The 17,193-nt window shown below is 37.3% G+C and carries 15 protein-coding genes and 1 pseudogene; 10 read left to right on the top strand and 6 right to left on the bottom strand.

The genetic code is table 11. From position 1 onward, the window contains the following. The 5 genes and pseudogenes from AP75_RS05575 to AP75_RS05595 form a co-directional block, all read right to left on the bottom strand. Positions 1-217 (bottom strand): annotated as a pseudogene (locus AP75_RS05575) (IS5/IS1182 family transposase); the annotation flags it as partial. Positions 218-509: 292 nt separating this feature from the next. After that, complete coding sequence (locus tag AP75_RS05580; RefSeq protein ID WP_031501621.1) at positions 510-770, bottom strand: DUF3820 family protein; 261 nt, start codon at positions 768-770, stop codon at positions 510-512. 2 nt (positions 771-772) lie between these two features. After that, positions 773-1,855 carry an AI-2E family transporter gene (locus AP75_RS05585; protein ID WP_088263792.1) on the bottom strand — a complete coding sequence of 361 codons (1,083 nt, stop codon included), beginning with the start codon at positions 1,853-1,855 and terminating at the stop codon, positions 773-775. Positions 1,856-1,927: 72 nt separating this feature from the next. Further along, a complete protein-coding gene (locus AP75_RS05590; protein ID WP_088263794.1) occupies positions 1,928-2,662 on the bottom strand; it encodes a beta-carotene 15,15'-monooxygenase in 735 nt (244 codons plus the stop codon). Positions 2,663-2,730: 68 nt separating this feature from the next. Then, the gene (locus AP75_RS05595) at positions 2,731-3,453 is read right to left on the bottom strand and encodes a hypothetical protein (protein ID WP_088263796.1); all 723 of its coding nucleotides are present in this window, start codon (positions 3,451-3,453) and stop codon (positions 2,731-2,733) included. Between the two features lie 78 nt (positions 3,454-3,531). On the opposite strand from AP75_RS05595, the gene AP75_RS05600 reads away from it, so the two are divergent. The 3 genes from AP75_RS05600 to AP75_RS05610 all read left to right on the top strand — a co-directional run bounded on the left by AP75_RS05600 (position 3,532) and on the right by AP75_RS05610 (position 7,750). After that, positions 3,532-4,509 (top strand): aminodeoxychorismate synthase component I, encoded by a 978-nt coding sequence (locus AP75_RS05600; RefSeq protein ID WP_031503551.1) that lies wholly within the window; start codon positions 3,532-3,534, stop codon positions 4,507-4,509. Next, the gene (locus tag AP75_RS05605; RefSeq protein ID WP_031503552.1) at positions 4,493-5,119 is read left to right on the top strand and encodes an aminotransferase class IV; all 627 of its coding nucleotides are present in this window, start codon (positions 4,493-4,495) and stop codon (positions 5,117-5,119) included. Before AP75_RS05600 ends, AP75_RS05605 begins: the two co-directional genes overlap by 17 nt. A 135-nt stretch (positions 5,120-5,254) precedes the next feature. Continuing rightward, entirely contained in the window at positions 5,255-7,750 is a 2,496-nt protein-coding gene (locus tag AP75_RS05610; RefSeq protein ID WP_088263798.1) for a DUF5686 family protein, read from the top strand. A 1-nt stretch (position 7,751) separates the two neighbouring features. Here the strand turns inward: AP75_RS05610 and menD are convergent, their stop codons facing one another. Continuing rightward, positions 7,752-9,416, bottom strand: a complete 1,665-nt coding sequence (gene menD, locus AP75_RS05615) for a 2-succinyl-5-enolpyruvyl-6-hydroxy-3-cyclohexene-1-carboxylic-acid synthase (RefSeq protein WP_031503555.1) — start codon at positions 9,414-9,416, stop codon at positions 7,752-7,754. 251 nt (positions 9,417-9,667) lie between these two features. Here menD and AP75_RS05620 point away from each other — a divergent pair, with 251 nt between their 5' ends. The 7 genes from AP75_RS05620 (at position 9,668) to AP75_RS05650 (ending at position 17,088) form a co-directional block, all read left to right on the top strand. Then, complete coding sequence (locus AP75_RS05620; protein WP_088263800.1) at positions 9,668-10,615, top strand: isopenicillin N synthase family dioxygenase; 948 nt, start codon at positions 9,668-9,670, stop codon at positions 10,613-10,615. Positions 10,616-10,704: 89 nt separating this feature from the next. Beyond that, positions 10,705-11,664 carry a YpdA family putative bacillithiol disulfide reductase gene (locus tag AP75_RS05625; RefSeq protein ID WP_088263802.1) on the top strand — a complete coding sequence of 320 codons (960 nt, stop codon included), beginning with the start codon at positions 10,705-10,707 and terminating at the stop codon, positions 11,662-11,664. Between the two features lie 178 nt (positions 11,665-11,842). Next, the gene (locus AP75_RS05630; protein WP_088263804.1) at positions 11,843-13,963 is read left to right on the top strand and encodes an elongation factor G; all 2,121 of its coding nucleotides are present in this window, start codon (positions 11,843-11,845) and stop codon (positions 13,961-13,963) included. Positions 13,964-14,114: 151 nt separating this feature from the next. After that, positions 14,115-14,549 (top strand): RrF2 family transcriptional regulator, encoded by a 435-nt coding sequence (locus AP75_RS05635; RefSeq protein ID WP_051872635.1) that lies wholly within the window; start codon positions 14,115-14,117, stop codon positions 14,547-14,549. A 77-nt stretch (positions 14,550-14,626) separates the two neighbouring features. Further along, positions 14,627-15,751, top strand: coding sequence for a DUF2249 domain-containing protein (locus tag AP75_RS05640; RefSeq protein WP_088263806.1), 1,125 nt, complete (start codon positions 14,627-14,629; stop codon positions 15,749-15,751). Positions 15,752-15,763: 12 nt separating this feature from the next. Further along, positions 15,764-16,261 (top strand): hemerythrin domain-containing protein, encoded by a 498-nt coding sequence (locus AP75_RS05645; RefSeq protein ID WP_051872637.1) that lies wholly within the window; start codon positions 15,764-15,766, stop codon positions 16,259-16,261. Continuing rightward, on the top strand, positions 16,258-17,088 hold the full coding sequence (locus AP75_RS05650; protein ID WP_088263808.1) for a DUF2249 domain-containing protein: 831 nt from the start codon (positions 16,258-16,260) through the stop codon (positions 17,086-17,088). Before AP75_RS05645 ends, AP75_RS05650 begins: the two co-directional genes overlap by 4 nt. Positions 17,089-17,193 lie beyond the last annotated feature (105 nt).

Below are 17,193 nucleotides of genomic sequence, written 5' to 3' on the forward strand. Positions count from 1 at the left end.
CCAAATTATAAAGATGTTTCAGAAGCAAACAGCCCACCATAAAACGAATCGGATGGCTCGGATTGCCCACTTTAGAGTACAACGGCGAAAATTCGTTCTCGAAATAATTCCAATCTATTTTATCTGAAAGCAAAACGAGTTCGTGTTTATCATCAATAAAATCAACCAACATCGGGCGGAATAATTCTGGCAGTTTTTCTGGATTTTTTCCTAACATATTTGCAAGGTTTTAAAGCTCTAATATACAAATTCTTGCAATAAAAAACAAGCTATTTTAAACCCAAAATACTAATAATCAGTAAATTATAAGTGGTTTAAGGAGAGACTAATTAAATTCTCTCTGCCTTTTACGGCAAAAACAAATTGAAGATAAATTTGTGAATAGGTATTTGGCATTTTGATTATTATTTAAACATTGCGTTCCTACGGAACGCCTTTTCTGTTAAAAATCCATTATTCTACACCCATTTGGTTCCTACGGAACCGTCACAGAATCAAATTTTATTTTTTTAAAACTTATACACCTTATTTTTCGGTTTCTCGTAACTCACTTTTCCGCGAATTGGAATTAACAAATCCATTAAACCATTTAATTTAATTTCATAAATCGTAGAGAGTTGCATTCCCAACTTTCCAGGAGGCATTCCTTGTCGGTGAAACCACTCCAGATAGTTGATTGGCAAATCGGCGATTACAGTGTCTTTGTATTTCCCAAAAGGCATTTTGGCGATGCAAATTTCCTGTAATATTTCTGGGTTTAAACCTTCCATTTTTATATACTTAAATCCATTTTCTCTTCGATTTCCTTAGGTTCTGGTAAGATAAGTTCATTTTCATCATCAGAAAACTCGTCGCGGTAAACTTGAATCAATAAAATGGTAATTGAAATAAGAATCGGTCCAAAAATAAGTCCCATAAAACCGAAAAGATTCATCCCCATGATAATCCCAAAAACGGTAATCAATGGATGAATGTTTTCCAGTTTTTTGAGCAAAGAAAATCGAAGTAGATTGTCTGTTAAACCAACGACAATTAAACAATACACGGCAAGACCAATTCCTGGACCCACGTTCCCTTCTGCAATCATAAAAATACAAACAGGAACGTAAACAATTGCCGATCCTACGATTGGAATCATGGAAGCAACTGCCGTAAGTGCAAACAGCAACACGGGACTCGGTGCGCCGAAAATAAAATAACCAATTAAAGCGGCAATTCCTTGTCCGATTGCCACAACAGGAATTCCGATGGCATTTGCAATTACCATTTTACGGAGTTTTTCGCCTAATAATTCAATATTTGCTTTTTTTAATGGAGCTGAACTTTTTACCAACCTTTCAAAAAGTCGCGGTTTTTCGAGCATAAAATATAAAATAAAATACATCGAAACTACCACGGTAAGGGTATTAAAAGTGCCACTGAGAGCGGAAGTAGAATATTTCCCAACATTTTCTTTCAGTTTGGTGAGGTTGTCTTTGCTTAAAATATCAATTTTAGTTTTTGAATAAACGTAATCGTGAATTTTATCGACAAAAACATTGAATTTTTGCATATACTCATTGGCATTTCCTAATTTTTCTATCAACAAATCGGCGATAAAATAAATCGGAAGAATAAGGATTACCAAAGTTGCAAGAATAATGGTAAATGAAGCGATCCACGGTTTCCATCCCTTTTCTTCCTGTAGATAAAGATTGTATTTCCGAGAGATGATGTAAAGGGTAATTGCTCCTAAGACCGAAGGAATGAACATTGCAAGATTAAAACAAATTAACCCTGCTAAAACAATGATAACAATTAATAGAAAAATCTGCTTAATTGTTACTTCGCTTATTTGATGCTTTTTGGTAGACATAGTTTGTATTTAAAAAAGAAAAAACAACAGCTTTTCTGTTGTTTTCAAATTTACATATAAAATTGATAGTTTTTAATTTTTATATTCTATTTGTCGAGGAGTTCCGCAAAATGCACAATATGCAGAATACATAACCGCAAAATAGAACAGTGCTGTTGCAATAATTCCGATTCCACAAAGAACAACGCCCGCAAGACTTATCAAAAGTCCTAAAACGGATGCGCCTAAAAGTACGCCATAATTTTCTTTTGCAATTTTAAAAGATTTGCCGAGCGCCTCACCAAAACTAGCATTTTCAAACAATAAAATTGGGTAACCCAACAAGAAGAAAGGAAGAACGAGAAAACCAGGAATCACACACATCATGAACGCAATTCCCATCAAAACGCTGGAAACCAAACTGTAGAGTACAATATTTAGGAAATTTTGTTTATAACCGATAAACAAATCCGAAACTTGAAGCGGTTGATTGAAATTGTATTTATTGGCCATATAAATGAGTCCAACATACAACGGAGCTAGAACCAAACTAAGAAGTCCCGAAAGTCCGTAATAAAGTTTCAGTCCCGGAACCGACCAAACATTAACCGAAGAAAAATCGCCATCAGATGAGCTAATTACTTCACTAAATTCTCTCGAATCAAATCCTGAAATTGGTTGTACAATAAAGGAAACTACAAAATAAAGCACCATTGCTAGTAAAGCGTAAAGAAAAATTCCTTTATACATTTCAAAAGCATGGGAAATAATTTCACCGGAGCTGCGTTCGGGATTTTTTTGTTGGCTAAATTCTTGGAAAGAGGTCATCGTTTAATTTTTTAAAGTTTCTCAAATTTAAAATTTTAAATTGAAATATTCATTAATTTAAATTAAATTTAACCAATTTCTTTGTAAAGATTTTGATAAAGGGTATAAATCATGGTCTGCCAAAACGGGAAAGTGAGTATAAATCCAAATCCGCAAAGTAAAATACCACAAACACTAAAGGCTGCGGCAACCATCATACAAATCGTTACTGTTGCAAAATTGCCTTTTAACCCTTTGATTGTTAATGAAATACCTTCGAAAGTTTTCACATTCATGAAGAACATTAGCGGAACTGAAAATAAAGTAATGAAAATCCAAAAAATTCCGAGAAATAAAAGGCCGTTGGCGTAAGTAAAGATGATGAACCAGAAAAGATAGAAACCAAAAAATTTAAAAAAGTCGAATCCTTGGTAACCGGCGAGAAGGTCATTAAAAACCACAGGTTCCTTCAGATCTATTTTCCGATATATTTTAAATAATCCAACATTCAGCGGATTGATGAGCGCCAAAAGAAGGAAAAATGCCAATCCGAAATTTTGGGCATGCGGAAGCCGCGCGATTTCTTCCATTTTTTTGTTGAATGCCGGAAGGTCTGTTCGAAGCAAATCCTGATGCTTCATCATCTCGTCCCAAAGTCCGAAATATTGAAATAGCGAATAATATCCTACGAAAAACAACGCAAGATATAAAATACTGTAAATGAGGTTGTAAAGCATTGCTTTATTCCAATAGATAAATGCTGAACTCAGTATTTGTGAAATAGATAATGATGGAAATTGATTGCGATTCATACCGCAAAAATAATCTTTTAGGAATTAAACCCGATATTTTTAAGGGTTACTTGTTACTTTTCTTTATTTTTGCGACAAATGTACTCAAGTTTTCACCAGAATTTTGATTTGATGGATGAACTTTCCCAAAAAAAAGTTCCTTTCTTTTTTATGATTGATTTTTTAATGGAAAATGTCGAAATTTTCACTGAAAATGAAATTGAAAAAACGGGTTTAAAGATTGATTTTAAGGGTTTTAAAACTGATATTAATGAACAAGAATTTCCGCGGGAAATAATTTTCGAATCTTTTCCTCCGTCTGAAGATTCTTATAAAAAAGGCTTTGATATTGTTCAAAATCATTTAATAAAAGGCAATTCGTATCTCGTAAATTATACTTGTAAAACGGAAATTAAAACCAATCTGAGTTTAGAAAATCTGTACCAAATTTCTCATGCCAAATACAAAGTGCTATATCCCGAGAATTGGATGTTTTTTTCACCAGAAACTTTTATTGAAATTATTGATAATGAAGTTTTTACGTATCCTATGAAAGGAACCATCGACGCGGAAATTGAAAATGCAGCAGATATTTTGAAAAATAATGAGAAGGAAAAAGCGGAACATTACACGGTGGTCGATTTATTGAGAAATGATTTAAGCATGATTGCCGATGATGTTAAACTGGATGAATTTCAAAAAATTGACTTCCTGAAAACGAGACAAAAAAATCTTTTGGCGATGAGCTCCAAGATTTCCGGGAAATTGAAACCTGAATTTAAAGGGAAAATCGGAAGTATTATGAAAACGGTTTTGCCTGCAGGTTCAGTTTTGGGTTCGCCAAAACCCAAAACTTTAGAAATAATCCTGGAAGCGGAAAATTATTCCAGAGGCTTCTATACCGGTGTTTGCGGTTGGTTTGATGGGGAAAATCTGGATTCCGGTGTGATCATCAGATTTATCGAAAAAGAAAATGACAAATTATATTTCAAAAGTGGCGGTGGAATCACGCATTTGAGTAATTTTGCCGATGAGTACCAAGAAATGAAAAACAAAATTTATGTCCCAATTTATTGAAAGCATTAAAATAGAAGATCAGGAAATTTTCCTTTTAGAACTTCATCAAAAAAGAGTGAATGCTACTTTCGAACATTTCGGGAAAGAGGGTTCTATTGATATTGCGAAGATTTTTAAGGATTTGGAACATGATGAAGATGGTCTTTACAAACTGAAAATCACCTACGATCTCAATAAAAATTATCGTACACAATTGATTCCTTATGCGATTTCCGAAATCGAGGATTTTCAACTGATAGAAAATAATGTGTACGATTATTCCTTTAAATTCGAGGACCGAAAAGAGTTTGAAAAGATGATTAATAAAGCGAAAGCTTCTGAAATTATCATCGTGAAAAATAATCATATTACCGACACTTCTTACTCTAATTTGCTTTTTCTGAAAGGGAAAGAATGGTTTACGCCGAGTACCTATTTGCTTAACGGTGTACAGCGAACACATTTATTGAAAAATAAGAAAATAAAAGAGGCAGAAATTACGTTACAAAACATCACGGAATATTCCCATTTTCAATTGATTAATGCGATGAATGATTTCGATGATATGTTTATTTATCCGATTTCTAAAATCACCAATCTTCCTGATGGTGGTCGTTATTTAGAGATTTAAGGTAAATTTTTTGTAGTCCATTATTTTGGTCTGCTTTTCGCTATAGAGGTTTTCTGTAAGCAGTTATATGTTGACGAATTCATGAAGAAAAAATCACAGTTTAGGTATCGTTTCCCCCAAAAGGCAAATTTTTTAATGTTTTTGCTGTTGGGTGTATTTGCATTTTCACAAACCAAAATTTCCGGTTCGGTGATCGATAAAACTACAGGAAAACCACTTTCTGGCGTGGAAATTTTTATTAATCATAAAGAAAAATCGGAGTTGCTAACCTCTTCTTCCACCTTTTCCATCGTTTCCGATTCCGGAATTGCAACAGCGACTTTTATTAAAAAAAATTACAAAACCGAAGTTTTGAGTTTCAGTGATGGACGTTTTGAAAATCTAATTTTGAAAATGCAACCTGAAAATGTAGCACAAATTCAGGAAGTGGTACTTTCGGGAACCAGCAAGAAAAAATATAAAAACAAAAAAGCAAATCCGGCCTATGCAATTATGCAAGAGGTTTGGAAACGGAAGAAAACCAATGGATTAGCTAATTACAACGATTACCAGTTCAAAGAATATGAAAAAATAGAAATCGGGATTAATAATATCGATAGTGCTTTCATGAAGAAGAAAATATTCAATCAATTGGAGTTTATTTTCGATTATGCCGATTCTGCCAATTTCGATAAAAAACTTACGCTTCCGGTTTTCTTCAATGAAACCATCTTCAAAACGTACGGTAAAAATACGCCCGAAAAAAAAGAAAATAAGCTGATTATTGCCAACAAATTTTCTGGTTTTAGCAATAATGAATTGATCGCAGCAACTGCTAAAAATCAATTTAAAGATGTAAATATTTACGATAATACGCTCAATTTTTTCAACATCGGTTTTCCAAGTCCCGCCGGAACGGATGGTTTTAGCAATTACGATTACGAACTCGCCGATTCACTTTCTGTCGATGGAATTGACTGTTTTTTGATTAGGTATTCGCCTAAAAGAAAAAAAACTCTGGCTTTTCAAGGTAGTCTTTATATTTCCAGAGATACTTATAATATTGTAAAATCTACGCTGAAATCTACCAATAAAATCAATGTAAACTTCGTGAATGGAATTTATATGGAATTGGAGTATGACACGCCGAATGACACAGTTTTTCTACCGAAAAAATCTTATACAGAGTTAGAAATGTCCATCTTTAATAAAAAAAAGGATGCAAAAGGCGTACTTTTCAAAAGAACTGATATTTATAGCGATTATCTCTTCAATCAGAATTTCAACGATTCTTTCTTAATTCCGAAGGACCAGACTTTAAGCGACGAAAACTTGACGAAAACCGATGATTTCTGGGAAAAAGAACGAGCGGAACCATTAGAAGATGATGAAAAGAAGGTTTACAAAATGGTGAACCAACTTGAAAGTGTTCCTAAATTTAAAAGGATTGTAAAAACAGTTGAAATCTTGCAATCTGGATACATCAATGCGTGGAAAGCGATCGATTTTGGGGATATTTTTTCGGTTTATGGTAACAATGATGTCGAAGGTGACCGAATTCGGGTAGGAGCTAGAACCTATTTTTCACCAAATGATTTATGGAGAATCGAAGGATATACAGCATACGGTTTTAAAGATAAAAAATGGAAATATGGTGCGGAAGCAAGATATATGTTTAATCGAGAAAACCGTTCCACTATCGGTTTCGGAAGCCGAAATGATGTGATGCAACTTGGTGCACAGCTCACCAATGATGATGGAATTATGACGCGTTCTTTCGCTTCATCCTCTGTTTTTTCTTCCGGATCTAATGTTTCTTTGAGTACCGTAAAACAAAATAATTTGTTCTTTTCCATGGAGCCGATCAAGAATTTCCAAGTGAGAATGGATGCTTCTTCACAACAGATTAAATCCGCAAACCCCACGCAATTTAATTTAGATTTCTATAAAAATGGAACGCTAAAATCTGAGGTAAATGATTTCCATACGACATTTAGTTTAATGGCTCAACCGGGCGCTAAATACTCCCAGTATGGTGTGGATCGGTACGCTTTCACAACTTTGTCGCCAACTTTTGTCCTGAAATTTACGCACGGATTTGAAAATGTTTTGGATGGCGATTTCGATTACAATAAATTACAGTTTTTGTATTCACAACCTATTATCCTTGGAAACTTCGGGCGCACCAATGTGAATTTCGAGGCGGGAAAAAATTTCAATGCTGTTCCTTTGGCTTTGCAAAATATCATCCCTGGAAATCAGTCGTACAGCTTGGTTACCAATACTTTTGCATTGCTTAAATATTACGAATTTGTTGCAGATGCATACACTACTTTACATGTTGAGCATCATTTTCAAGGAAAAATTCTTGCCTATTTGCCTTTAATTAAGAAACTAAAACTTCGGGAAGTCATTTTTTGGCGTGGGGCGTACGGAATTTTAAGCGACGCGTCTAAAAACATCAACTTTGAGAATTTCAAATATTCCGCACCAGATCAGCAGATTTATTATGAATACGGATTTGGCTTAGAAAATATAGGTTTCGGAAACCTCAAAATTCTACGCGTCGATTTCAATTGGCGGGGCAATTATCTCGATCGTCCGGATGTTTCAAAATTCGGTGTGAAATTCGGTTTTCAGATGAATTTTTAAGTTATTTTAAAAATTCAAAATACCCTTTCAAAATTTCAGAATTTTCAATTGCAGAGGTATCTACTTCAAGAATTTTTGCTTTTACATCTTGTTTGAAGAAATTGTCCAAAACCCTTGAAAGCGTATCTTCATCCGAAACTTTAGTATAAGAAAATCCGAAATGCTTGGCAATAAGTTCAGCATTTTTGTGGTGTTTGGTCAGGATAAATTCGTCCAATGCATTCGTAGAGCTTGGTCCTGGAATAATCTTGAAAATATCGCCACCGCCGTTGTTGAAGACAATAATTCTTGTATATGGCGGAATGTAATTGTTCCAAAGCCCGTTGATATCGTAAAAGAAACTCAAGTCACCTGTTACCAAAACTGTTTGCTGAGCGCTTTTCATTGCGAAACCCATTGCGGTTGATGTTGATCCATCGATTCCACTGGTTCCACGGTTGCAGAATATTTTATTTTTTTGAAAATCAAATAGTTGTGCGTATCTTATTGCGGAGGAATTACTGAAGTGAAGGTTGATGTTTTCAGGTAGCTTTTCTGAAAGAATTTCAAAGAATTTAAAATCTGAAAATGGTGCTTTTAGGCAGTAATCATTATGTTTTAAATCTCTTTTATCGCGCAGTACATCCCAAAGGTTAAAATATGGTTGTGGTTCTAATTTAATGAAATTTAATAGCTTTTTAAAGAAAATTTCAGGTTGGGTTTCTATTTTCTCGGTCAGTGAAAAGAAGGTGTCGGGTTGCCAAACTTCATGGATATGCCAATGATTTTTGGGTTTTGCTTTTCTCAGAAACTGCTTTACCTTTTTAGACACAACATTTTGTCCTATCGTTACCAAAAGATCGGGCGCGTAGGTCTTGAAATCTTCCTCGGAAAAATTGAAAATATAACGGTCGATATGGCTAAAAAACTTCGGATGTGTAATGTTTGATGTTGCTTCTGTTAAAACAACTACGCTATGGTTTTTAACGAGTTGTCCAAGTTGCATTTCCAGTTCTTCGCTGTAATCGCGTGTCCCAACTAAAATCAGAATTCTTTTCGAAAGATTCCATTCCGCAGCAAGGTTTGATGGAAGTTCGTATTGTTTTTTTGAAATGTTTTTTTCTACTGGCGGAAAAGTTGGTAACTCTGAAACGAGTTGATACAAAGGTTCTTCTAAAGGTATATTGATGTGAACGGGACCTTGTTTTTCAAAACAAAGTTCAATCGCTTTTTTTATCAGACTGAAATTTTCATCATCGGCATTTTCCTTCCCATCTTCCATTAGTTGAAAATCTCCGTAAGAATGTTGCGCATAGATTGCATTTTGACGAATTGTTTGTCCATCGAAAATATCCACATAGTCTGTCGGCCGATCTGCGGTAAGGATCAACATTGGAATATTTTGATAGAAAGCTTCGGTGATGGCCGGATAGTAATTCGCCGATGCAGAACCACTCGTACAGGTTATCGCTACGGGTTTCTTTTCGCTTTTTGCCATTCCGAGTCCTACGAAAGCAGCACTTCTTTCATCCACAATACTATAGCAATTAAACTCATCAGTCTCCGAGAAATGTATTGCCAAAGGCGCGTTACGTGATCCGGGTGATATTACGATATTAAAAATTCCGTATTCCTTTAAGAGATATGCTAAAATTTGAATGCTTCTTTTCGAAGAGTACTGTTTCATTTGAAAATTTTGACTTACGGCAAATTTACAGATAATTAAATTTCTTTTAACTAAATTTTAAAAACAAGTTATAGCGCTTTATGTAGATACAATGAAAGGATAAAACGTATTAAAAAATGCAAATAGAATTTTATTACAGAAAAAATATGGTAAACAACACTTGAAGGAAAATTTCATAACATTCGCCTAAAAAGAGAAATCTGAAGTAAAAAACTTAATTTTGCACTGAAACATTTTTTAATCAATTCTATATGAAACAGATCCCAAGTGTGGATTTGCGTGATTTCCTTTCGGGTAACCCGGAACGCAAACAAAAATTTGTAAATGAAATCGGAAAAGCATACGAAGAAATCGGTTTTGTGGCTTTGAAAGGTCACTTTCTCGATGAAAAACTGGTGGATGATTTGTACCAAGAGGTAAAGCAATTCTTTGAATTGCCTGTGGAAACAAAACAAAAGTACGAAATCCCCGGTATCGGCGGCCAGCGAGGTTACGTAGGTTTTGGGAAGGAGACAGCCAAAGGTTTTAAAAAAGGGGATTTGAAAGAATTCTGGCATTTCGGACAGTATCTTGAAGACGGCTCTAAATATTCCTCCGTTTATCCGGATAACGTGGAAGTATCTGAAGTTCCTAAATTTAATGAAGTTGGTAAAGAAGCATACAAAATGCTCGAGAAAACCGGCGTTTATGTCTTGAGAGCATTGGCTTTGCACCTCGGTTTAGATGAATTTTATTTCGACAAATTCGTTGGCGAAGGCAATTCTATTTTAAGACCAATCCATTATCCGCCGATTACAGAAGAGCCGGATAACGCTGTACGTGCTGCTGCACACGGAGATATCAATTTGATTACTCTTTTGATGGGAGCTCAAGGCAAAGGTCTTCAGGTGATGAATCATGATGGGGAATGGGTGGATGCCATCGCTGAGCCCGATGAGTTGATGATTAATGTGGGCGATATGTTATCCAGACACACGAATAATAAACTGAAATCTACAATTCACCAAGTGGTAAATCCGCCAAGAGAATTGTGGAGAACTTCCAGATATTCCATTCCTTTCTTTATGCATCCGGTGAGCGAAATGCCGCTCAATGCCTTGGAAGGAACCTACGACGAAAACAATCCTAAATTATATCCAGATACTACAGCCGGAGAATTCCTGCACGAAAGATTGGTAGAATTGGGATTGATTAAATAAATATTTTTAAAAATACTGAATAGAAGTGGGCAGATTTTTCTGTCCGTTTCCTTTTGCTTTACCAATAATGGTTTTCGTAATTTTGCCGTATGGAAATTTTAGATGTATTAATTATTGGCGCAGGTCCCATCGGGTTGAACTGCGCTTTGGAGGCGGAAAAAAATGATTTAAACTATGTGATTATAGAAAAAGGAACCATCGTCAATTCCCTCTACAATTATCCCTTATACATGCGCTTTTTTTCTACGGCCGATAAGTTGGAAATCGCTGAAATTCCTTTTATCACTACGTCGCCAAAACCGGGTAGACAAGATGCTCTGGAATATTACCAAGGGATTGCCCGACAAAAAGCACTGAAAATTAAGCTTTACGAAAAGGTAATAAACATTTCGAAAAACGAACTCTTCGAGATTCAGACTTCTAAAGCAAAATATCTGGCAAAAAATGTCATCATTGCAACAGGGTTTTATGATATTCCAAAACTGTTGAATGTTCCCGGTGAACATTTACCTAAAGTAAAACATTATTATACAGAACCTTATCCTTACGCCAACCAGAAAATTGTCGTGATCGGTGCAAGCAACTCGGCGGTAGATGCAGCTTTGGAAACCTATAGAAAAGGTGCGGAAGTAACCATGATTATCAAAAGCTCAGAGATTTCTAATTCTGTGAAATATTGGGTAAAACCGGATATAGAAAACCGGATTGCTGAAGGAAGTATTAAAGCTTATTTTAATGCCGAAATGCAGGAAATTAAAGATTCAACTGTCATTTTTAAAGATGATAGAGGAAGCATCCACGAGATTGAAAATTATTTTGTTCTTGCAATGACAGGATATCTTCCGGATTTTGATTTCCTAAAAAACTCCGGAATTCTTTTGAGAAATGAAAACCTGATCCCCATGTACAATCCTGAAACCATGGAAACAAACATCAAAAACCTCTATTTAGCAGGCGTTGTTTGTGGTGGTAAAGACACACATCTCTGGTTCATCGAAAACTCCAGGATCCACGCAAACTTGATTGTGAAACATATTTTAGGTCAGTAAGTTTTTACTTAAATGATTCGCGCGGATTATTCTATTCTTATTTAATGCCAAATATCATCTATAAATTTCGCCAAATATTTAAACCCAATTCAAATCTTTCGTAACTTTAACTACCTAAAAATCAAATGCAGGTCATTTCCTTTTTAGCATTCCCATAAAATAATTAAAACGATATATTATGAGTGCTAATACCCAAGAGTTACGAAATGTGGTTTTGCTCGGTCATTCCGATAGTGGTAAAACCACCCTCATTGAAACAATGCTTTACGAAGGAGGAGCGATCAAGCGCCGCGGATCTGTCGAAGGACAAAATACCGTGAGCGATTATACCGATTTGGAACATGAAAAGGGAAAAACCATTTTCTCCCACCAAATGTTCGTGAAATGGAAAAACAACAAAATTAACATTATCGATACCCCAGGATTTGACGATTTCGTTGGCGAGGTCGTTTCTTCATTAAAGGTAGCTGATACCGCAGTTATCGTCCTTAATGCTGCCAATGGTGTGGAAGTAGGTACGGAATTGGTTTGGGAATATGTTGAAAAATACCAAACTCCTGCAATCTTCGTTATCAACCAGCTCGATCATCCGAAAGCAGATTTTGAAAGAACTTTAGAACAGGCCAAGGAGCGATTCGGCTCGAAACTCGTCCCTGTGCAATATCCGTATAATACCGGTGCGGAATTTAATGCAATCATCGATGCTTTACGAATGGTGATGTACGAATTTCCTGCGAACGGTGGAAAACCAGAGAAAAAACCAATTCCTGAAAGCGAAAAGGCAAGAGCCAACGAAATGCATAATGCCTTGGTTGAAATCGCTGCCGAAAATGAAGAAGGCTTAATGGAAAAATACTTCGAAGAAGGCAATCTTTCTGAAGAAGAACTTGCAAAAGGAATTACTATCGCCCTTGCAAAACAGCAGTTCTTCCCGGTATTCGTCACCAGCGGATTAAAAGATATGGGCAGCGGACGTTTGATGGGATTCATCGATGACATCGCGCCATCACCTGCTGACCGGCCAGCAAGAAAACTCGAAAACGGAGATGAAATTTCTTACGACGCGAATGATAAAACAACCATATTTATTTACAAAACCTTATCTGAGCCGCAAGTCGGGATGGTTTCCTACTTTAAAGTCCTCAGCGGTAAAATTAAACCCGGCGATGAACTCGTAAATGCCAATAACGGCGAAACTGAAAGAATTTCCCAACTTTTCGTGGCGGAAGGTAAAGAAAGAATTCCGGTGAACGAACTGGTGGCTGGAGATTTAGGTGTTACCGTGAAACTGAAATACGGACATTCCAACAATACTTTAAATTCAAAAGGTCTTGAAAGAAAAGTTCGTCCGATGGAATTTCCGGAAAGCCGCATCAGAAAAGCAGTTTCTACAGATTCCACCGCGGATATGGAAAAACTCGTGACCGCTTTGCATAAAATTGAAGAAGAAGATCCTACGCTGAAAGTGGAACAGTCTGCAGAACTGAAACAGACGATTCTTCACGGCCAAGGTCAGCTGCATCTTGATTTGGTGAAACAGAGATTACTGAAAGAATTCGGTGTCAACATGAATTTCGAAAATCCTAAAATCCCTTACCGCGAAACCATCACCGGAAAAGCAGATGCCGATTACCGTCACAAAAAACAATCCGGTGGCTCCGGTCAGTTTGGGGAAATCCACATGCGGGTAGAGAATTATTACGACGATATGCCTGAGCCAACGGGAGTCAACATCCGCCAGAAAGACATTGAAGATTTGCCATGGGGCGGAAAGCTTGCTTTCTACTGGTGCATCGTGGGCGGAGCGATCGATAATCGCTACATTGGAGCCATTAAAAAAGGAATTATGCAGCAGATGAAAGAAGGTCCGCTAACCGGTTCGCATTGCCAAAATGTAAGAGTTACTGTTTATGATGGCAAAATGCACAGCGTGGATTCCAATGATATTTCTTTCCAGTTGGCGGCTTCGGGCGCGTTCAGAGATGGTTTTCATAATGCGAAACCTCAGTTGCTGGAACCGATTTATTCAGTGGAGATCCTTTGTCCTGAAGAAGATACCGGCGATGTAATGGGCGATCTGCAAACCCGCCGCGCGATGATTTCCGGAATGGATGCCGAAGGACATTATCAAAAAATTCTGGCAGAAGTTCCTTTGGCTGAACTCCACGATTATGGTTCTACACTTCGTTCCATTACCGGAGGGAAGGCAAAATTCACAATGAAATTCTCAGAATATCAGCTTGTTCCACCGAATGTTCAGCAGGAATTGGTGAAACAGCATTCGGTAGAATTGGTTTAAAACCTTTAAATTAGAAATCTTTAAGAACTCAATCAATATCTTGGTTGAGTTTTTTTCATGTCTAAACTCATACAATAAAACAGTAAATTTAAATAAGACTAATTTGTCTTAATTAAAAATAATATTTAAATTTGTCACAGAATTACACAGTATGCTTTCGAAAACATGTGAATATGCGTTAAGAGCAATGATCTATATCGCCCAGCAATCAAAAGACGGACATATGGTGAATATTAAAGAAATTTCCGAGAAGATCAATTCACCGGAGCTTTTTATCGCCAAAATTCTGCAGAGTCTCAGCAAAAAAGGCTACCTGCAAAGTTCAAAAGGCAGATACGGCGGATTCTGCATTTCTGATAAGGAAGCGGAATTTTCACTGGCAGATATTGTGGAAGCGATTGATGGTAGTAAAATGTTTCATGGTTGTGGATTGGGACTTGAATTCTGTTCAGAGACAAATCCCTGTCCCATTCATAACGAGTACAAAGAAGCCCGCGACAAACTTTATTCAATTTATGGCGAAGTAACGCTGAGCAGTTTCCGAAACGGAAATGAAGCCGATATACTTCAGCTGAAAAGAAGGTAAAAAAATTTTAAACAATAATCAGACAAATTAGTCTTAATTAAAAACAATAAATCAACCCTAAACCTAATTTAAATAACATGGCAACACTCCAAACACTGAATGTAACCCTTTTAGAACCCAGATTGAAACACCCTACTGTTTTCCGATATTTCGATGCGTTGGCGGCTGGTGAAAATTTCATCATTGAAAACGATCACGACCCGAAACCTCTGTATTACGAGCTTCTTGCCGAGCGTGGAAACATTTTTACCTGGGAATATCTGGAAAAAGGTCCGGAATGGTTCGTTGTTCAGATTACAAAAAATCCAACAGAGGAAAGTCACGATATACAAACGTTAGACGTTACCCAACTTGAGCCGCGCATGAAGCATCCGACTGTTTTTAAATATTTCGATGCACTGGCTGCCGGTGAGGCTTTCGTTATTGAAAACGATCACGATCCTAAACCTTTATATTATGAACTTCTGGCCGAACGCGGAAATATTTTCACCTGGGAATATCTGGAGCAGGGACCTGAATGGTTTAAAGTAAAAATCGCCAAAAACCGCGATGAAAAAACTCCGCAAAACGGCTCGATTCCTGAAAAAGACCTGAAGAAAGCAGCATATTTAAAAGAAAAAGGCGTGACTTTCGGGTGCAGCGATTCCGGAACTAAATTCCCCGACAATAATGATTACGACGAATGGGAACTCGGCATGTTAGCCGATTATATCGTAGCGACGCATCACCAGTACATTAAAGATAATGCTGAAAGCCTGAATGGTCTCGCCATTAAAGTATCCGAACATCATGGGCAAAATAATCCTGAACTGCACCGTGTGGCTACCAGTACGCATCATTTCCTGCAGGATCTGCTGAATCATATTACGAACGAAGAGGAAGTGCTTTTCCCGGTGATTAAGCAGTTATTGAGTAAAAAAGATAATCCGTCCGAAGAATTAAGTTACGAAGCCGGAACGCTGGATCACCCAATCCGCATCCTATTAAAAGAGCACGAAATCGCTGGTGAAGACCTCAATTTCTTAAGAAAAATTACCAATAATTTCGCACCCCCGAAAAACGCATGTAACTCTTTTACTTACCTTTATGAAAAACTGAAAGAGTTCGAAAACGATCTTTATATCCATCTGCGCATTGAGAATGACTATCTGTTCCCGAGAGCATTAAAACTGGATGAAGAGATTGCCGCGGCTCATTCATAAAAAAATCCCACAATGGAAAAAAAACCGATCAAACGCAACGAAAATCTGGTTCCTGTTTCCCGCGAACATCACGCAACGCTGCTTTTCTGCTGGAAACTGCGCACCGGTGTAAAAGCAGAAACAGAACCCGAAAGAATGATCCGTTACACCAACTGGTTCTGGCTGCATCATTTGCAGAGCCATTTTGCGACCGAGGAAAAACTGCTTTTCATCGATACAGAGGACGAAATGGTGAAGAAAGGTTTAGCCGATCACCAGAGGATTCTGGCAAAAATCAATGAGATTAATTTAAGGTCAACTGCTAAAACCTATCCGCTTTTGCTTGATCTTGCCACACTGATTGATGACCACACAAGATACGAGGAGCGGCAGCTTTTCCCTTACCTGGAAGAAAAATTTTCGGATCAGGAACTTGGGAAGATCGGTGAAGTTCTTCATGGTGAAGACCACGACGCTGTGGAAGATTATGATGATGAATTCTGGGCAAAGGAAAAAAAGAATCACTTATGAAAACAATTTCAATAAATACAAAGATTTCGGAGCTTATTAAAGAAAACTCCGGCAGTGTAGATGCCATAGCCTCCATTGCGAAACCACTGGAGAAGCTGAAGAATCCTATTCTGCGAAAGATCATGGCTTCGCGTGTTACCATTGCCGAAGCGTCGAAGATGACCGGAACTAAAGTGGATGATTTCAAACGCGTGCTGTCGCCGCTGGGATTTATTTTTGAAGGCGAAGAATCTGCAAAGGAAGAGTTGTCAGCAAAAGCCAAACCTTCCTGGCTGCAGAATGCGCCAAAAGAGATTATTGATTTTTATGATGTACGCCCCATTATCGACGACGGCGCCGACCCGCTGAAAGAAATTCTTCACCGCTTCAAAGAAGTGAAACCTGGGGAGATTCTCTGTGTCATCAACGGTTTTGTGCCGACGCCTTTAATCCATCTTCTGAAACAGGAAAAAGCCGAAGATACGTTTGTGGAAACCATCAGCGACAAAGAATTCCATACCTATTTCCTTAAGAAAAAGAAAGAAGTTGAGGTGGCTGAATCCTTTGAAAGTAAATTACAGATGAACGGCAGTGAAGAATTCAGTAAAATTCTAGCCAAATTCAGTGATGATCAGGTCCGCAGGATCGATGTCCGCGAACTTGAAATGCCAGGACCGATGCACACCATTTTGGGCGAGCTCGAAAATCTTCCCGAAGGTAATGTCTTGTTCATTGATCACAAAAGAGTTCCGGTTTATCTTCTGGAAGAACTGGCAGACAAGGATTTCGCAGTTCATATCAATAACGTGGCTGAAGGCGATGTAAAAATGCTGATTTTCAGAAAATAATGGCACATATCCACATTGGGCGGGCACCCGGAAACAAAGCAGTACTGCCGTTTTATGCAACGGGAGCCATCGCGTTTCTGGTCCTGTGTATTGTGATGCTCTGCA

The sequence above is a fragment of the Kaistella haifensis DSM 19056 genome (assembly GCF_000735695.2).
Taxonomy (GTDB): Bacteria; Bacteroidota; Bacteroidia; order Flavobacteriales; family Weeksellaceae; genus Kaistella; species Kaistella haifensis.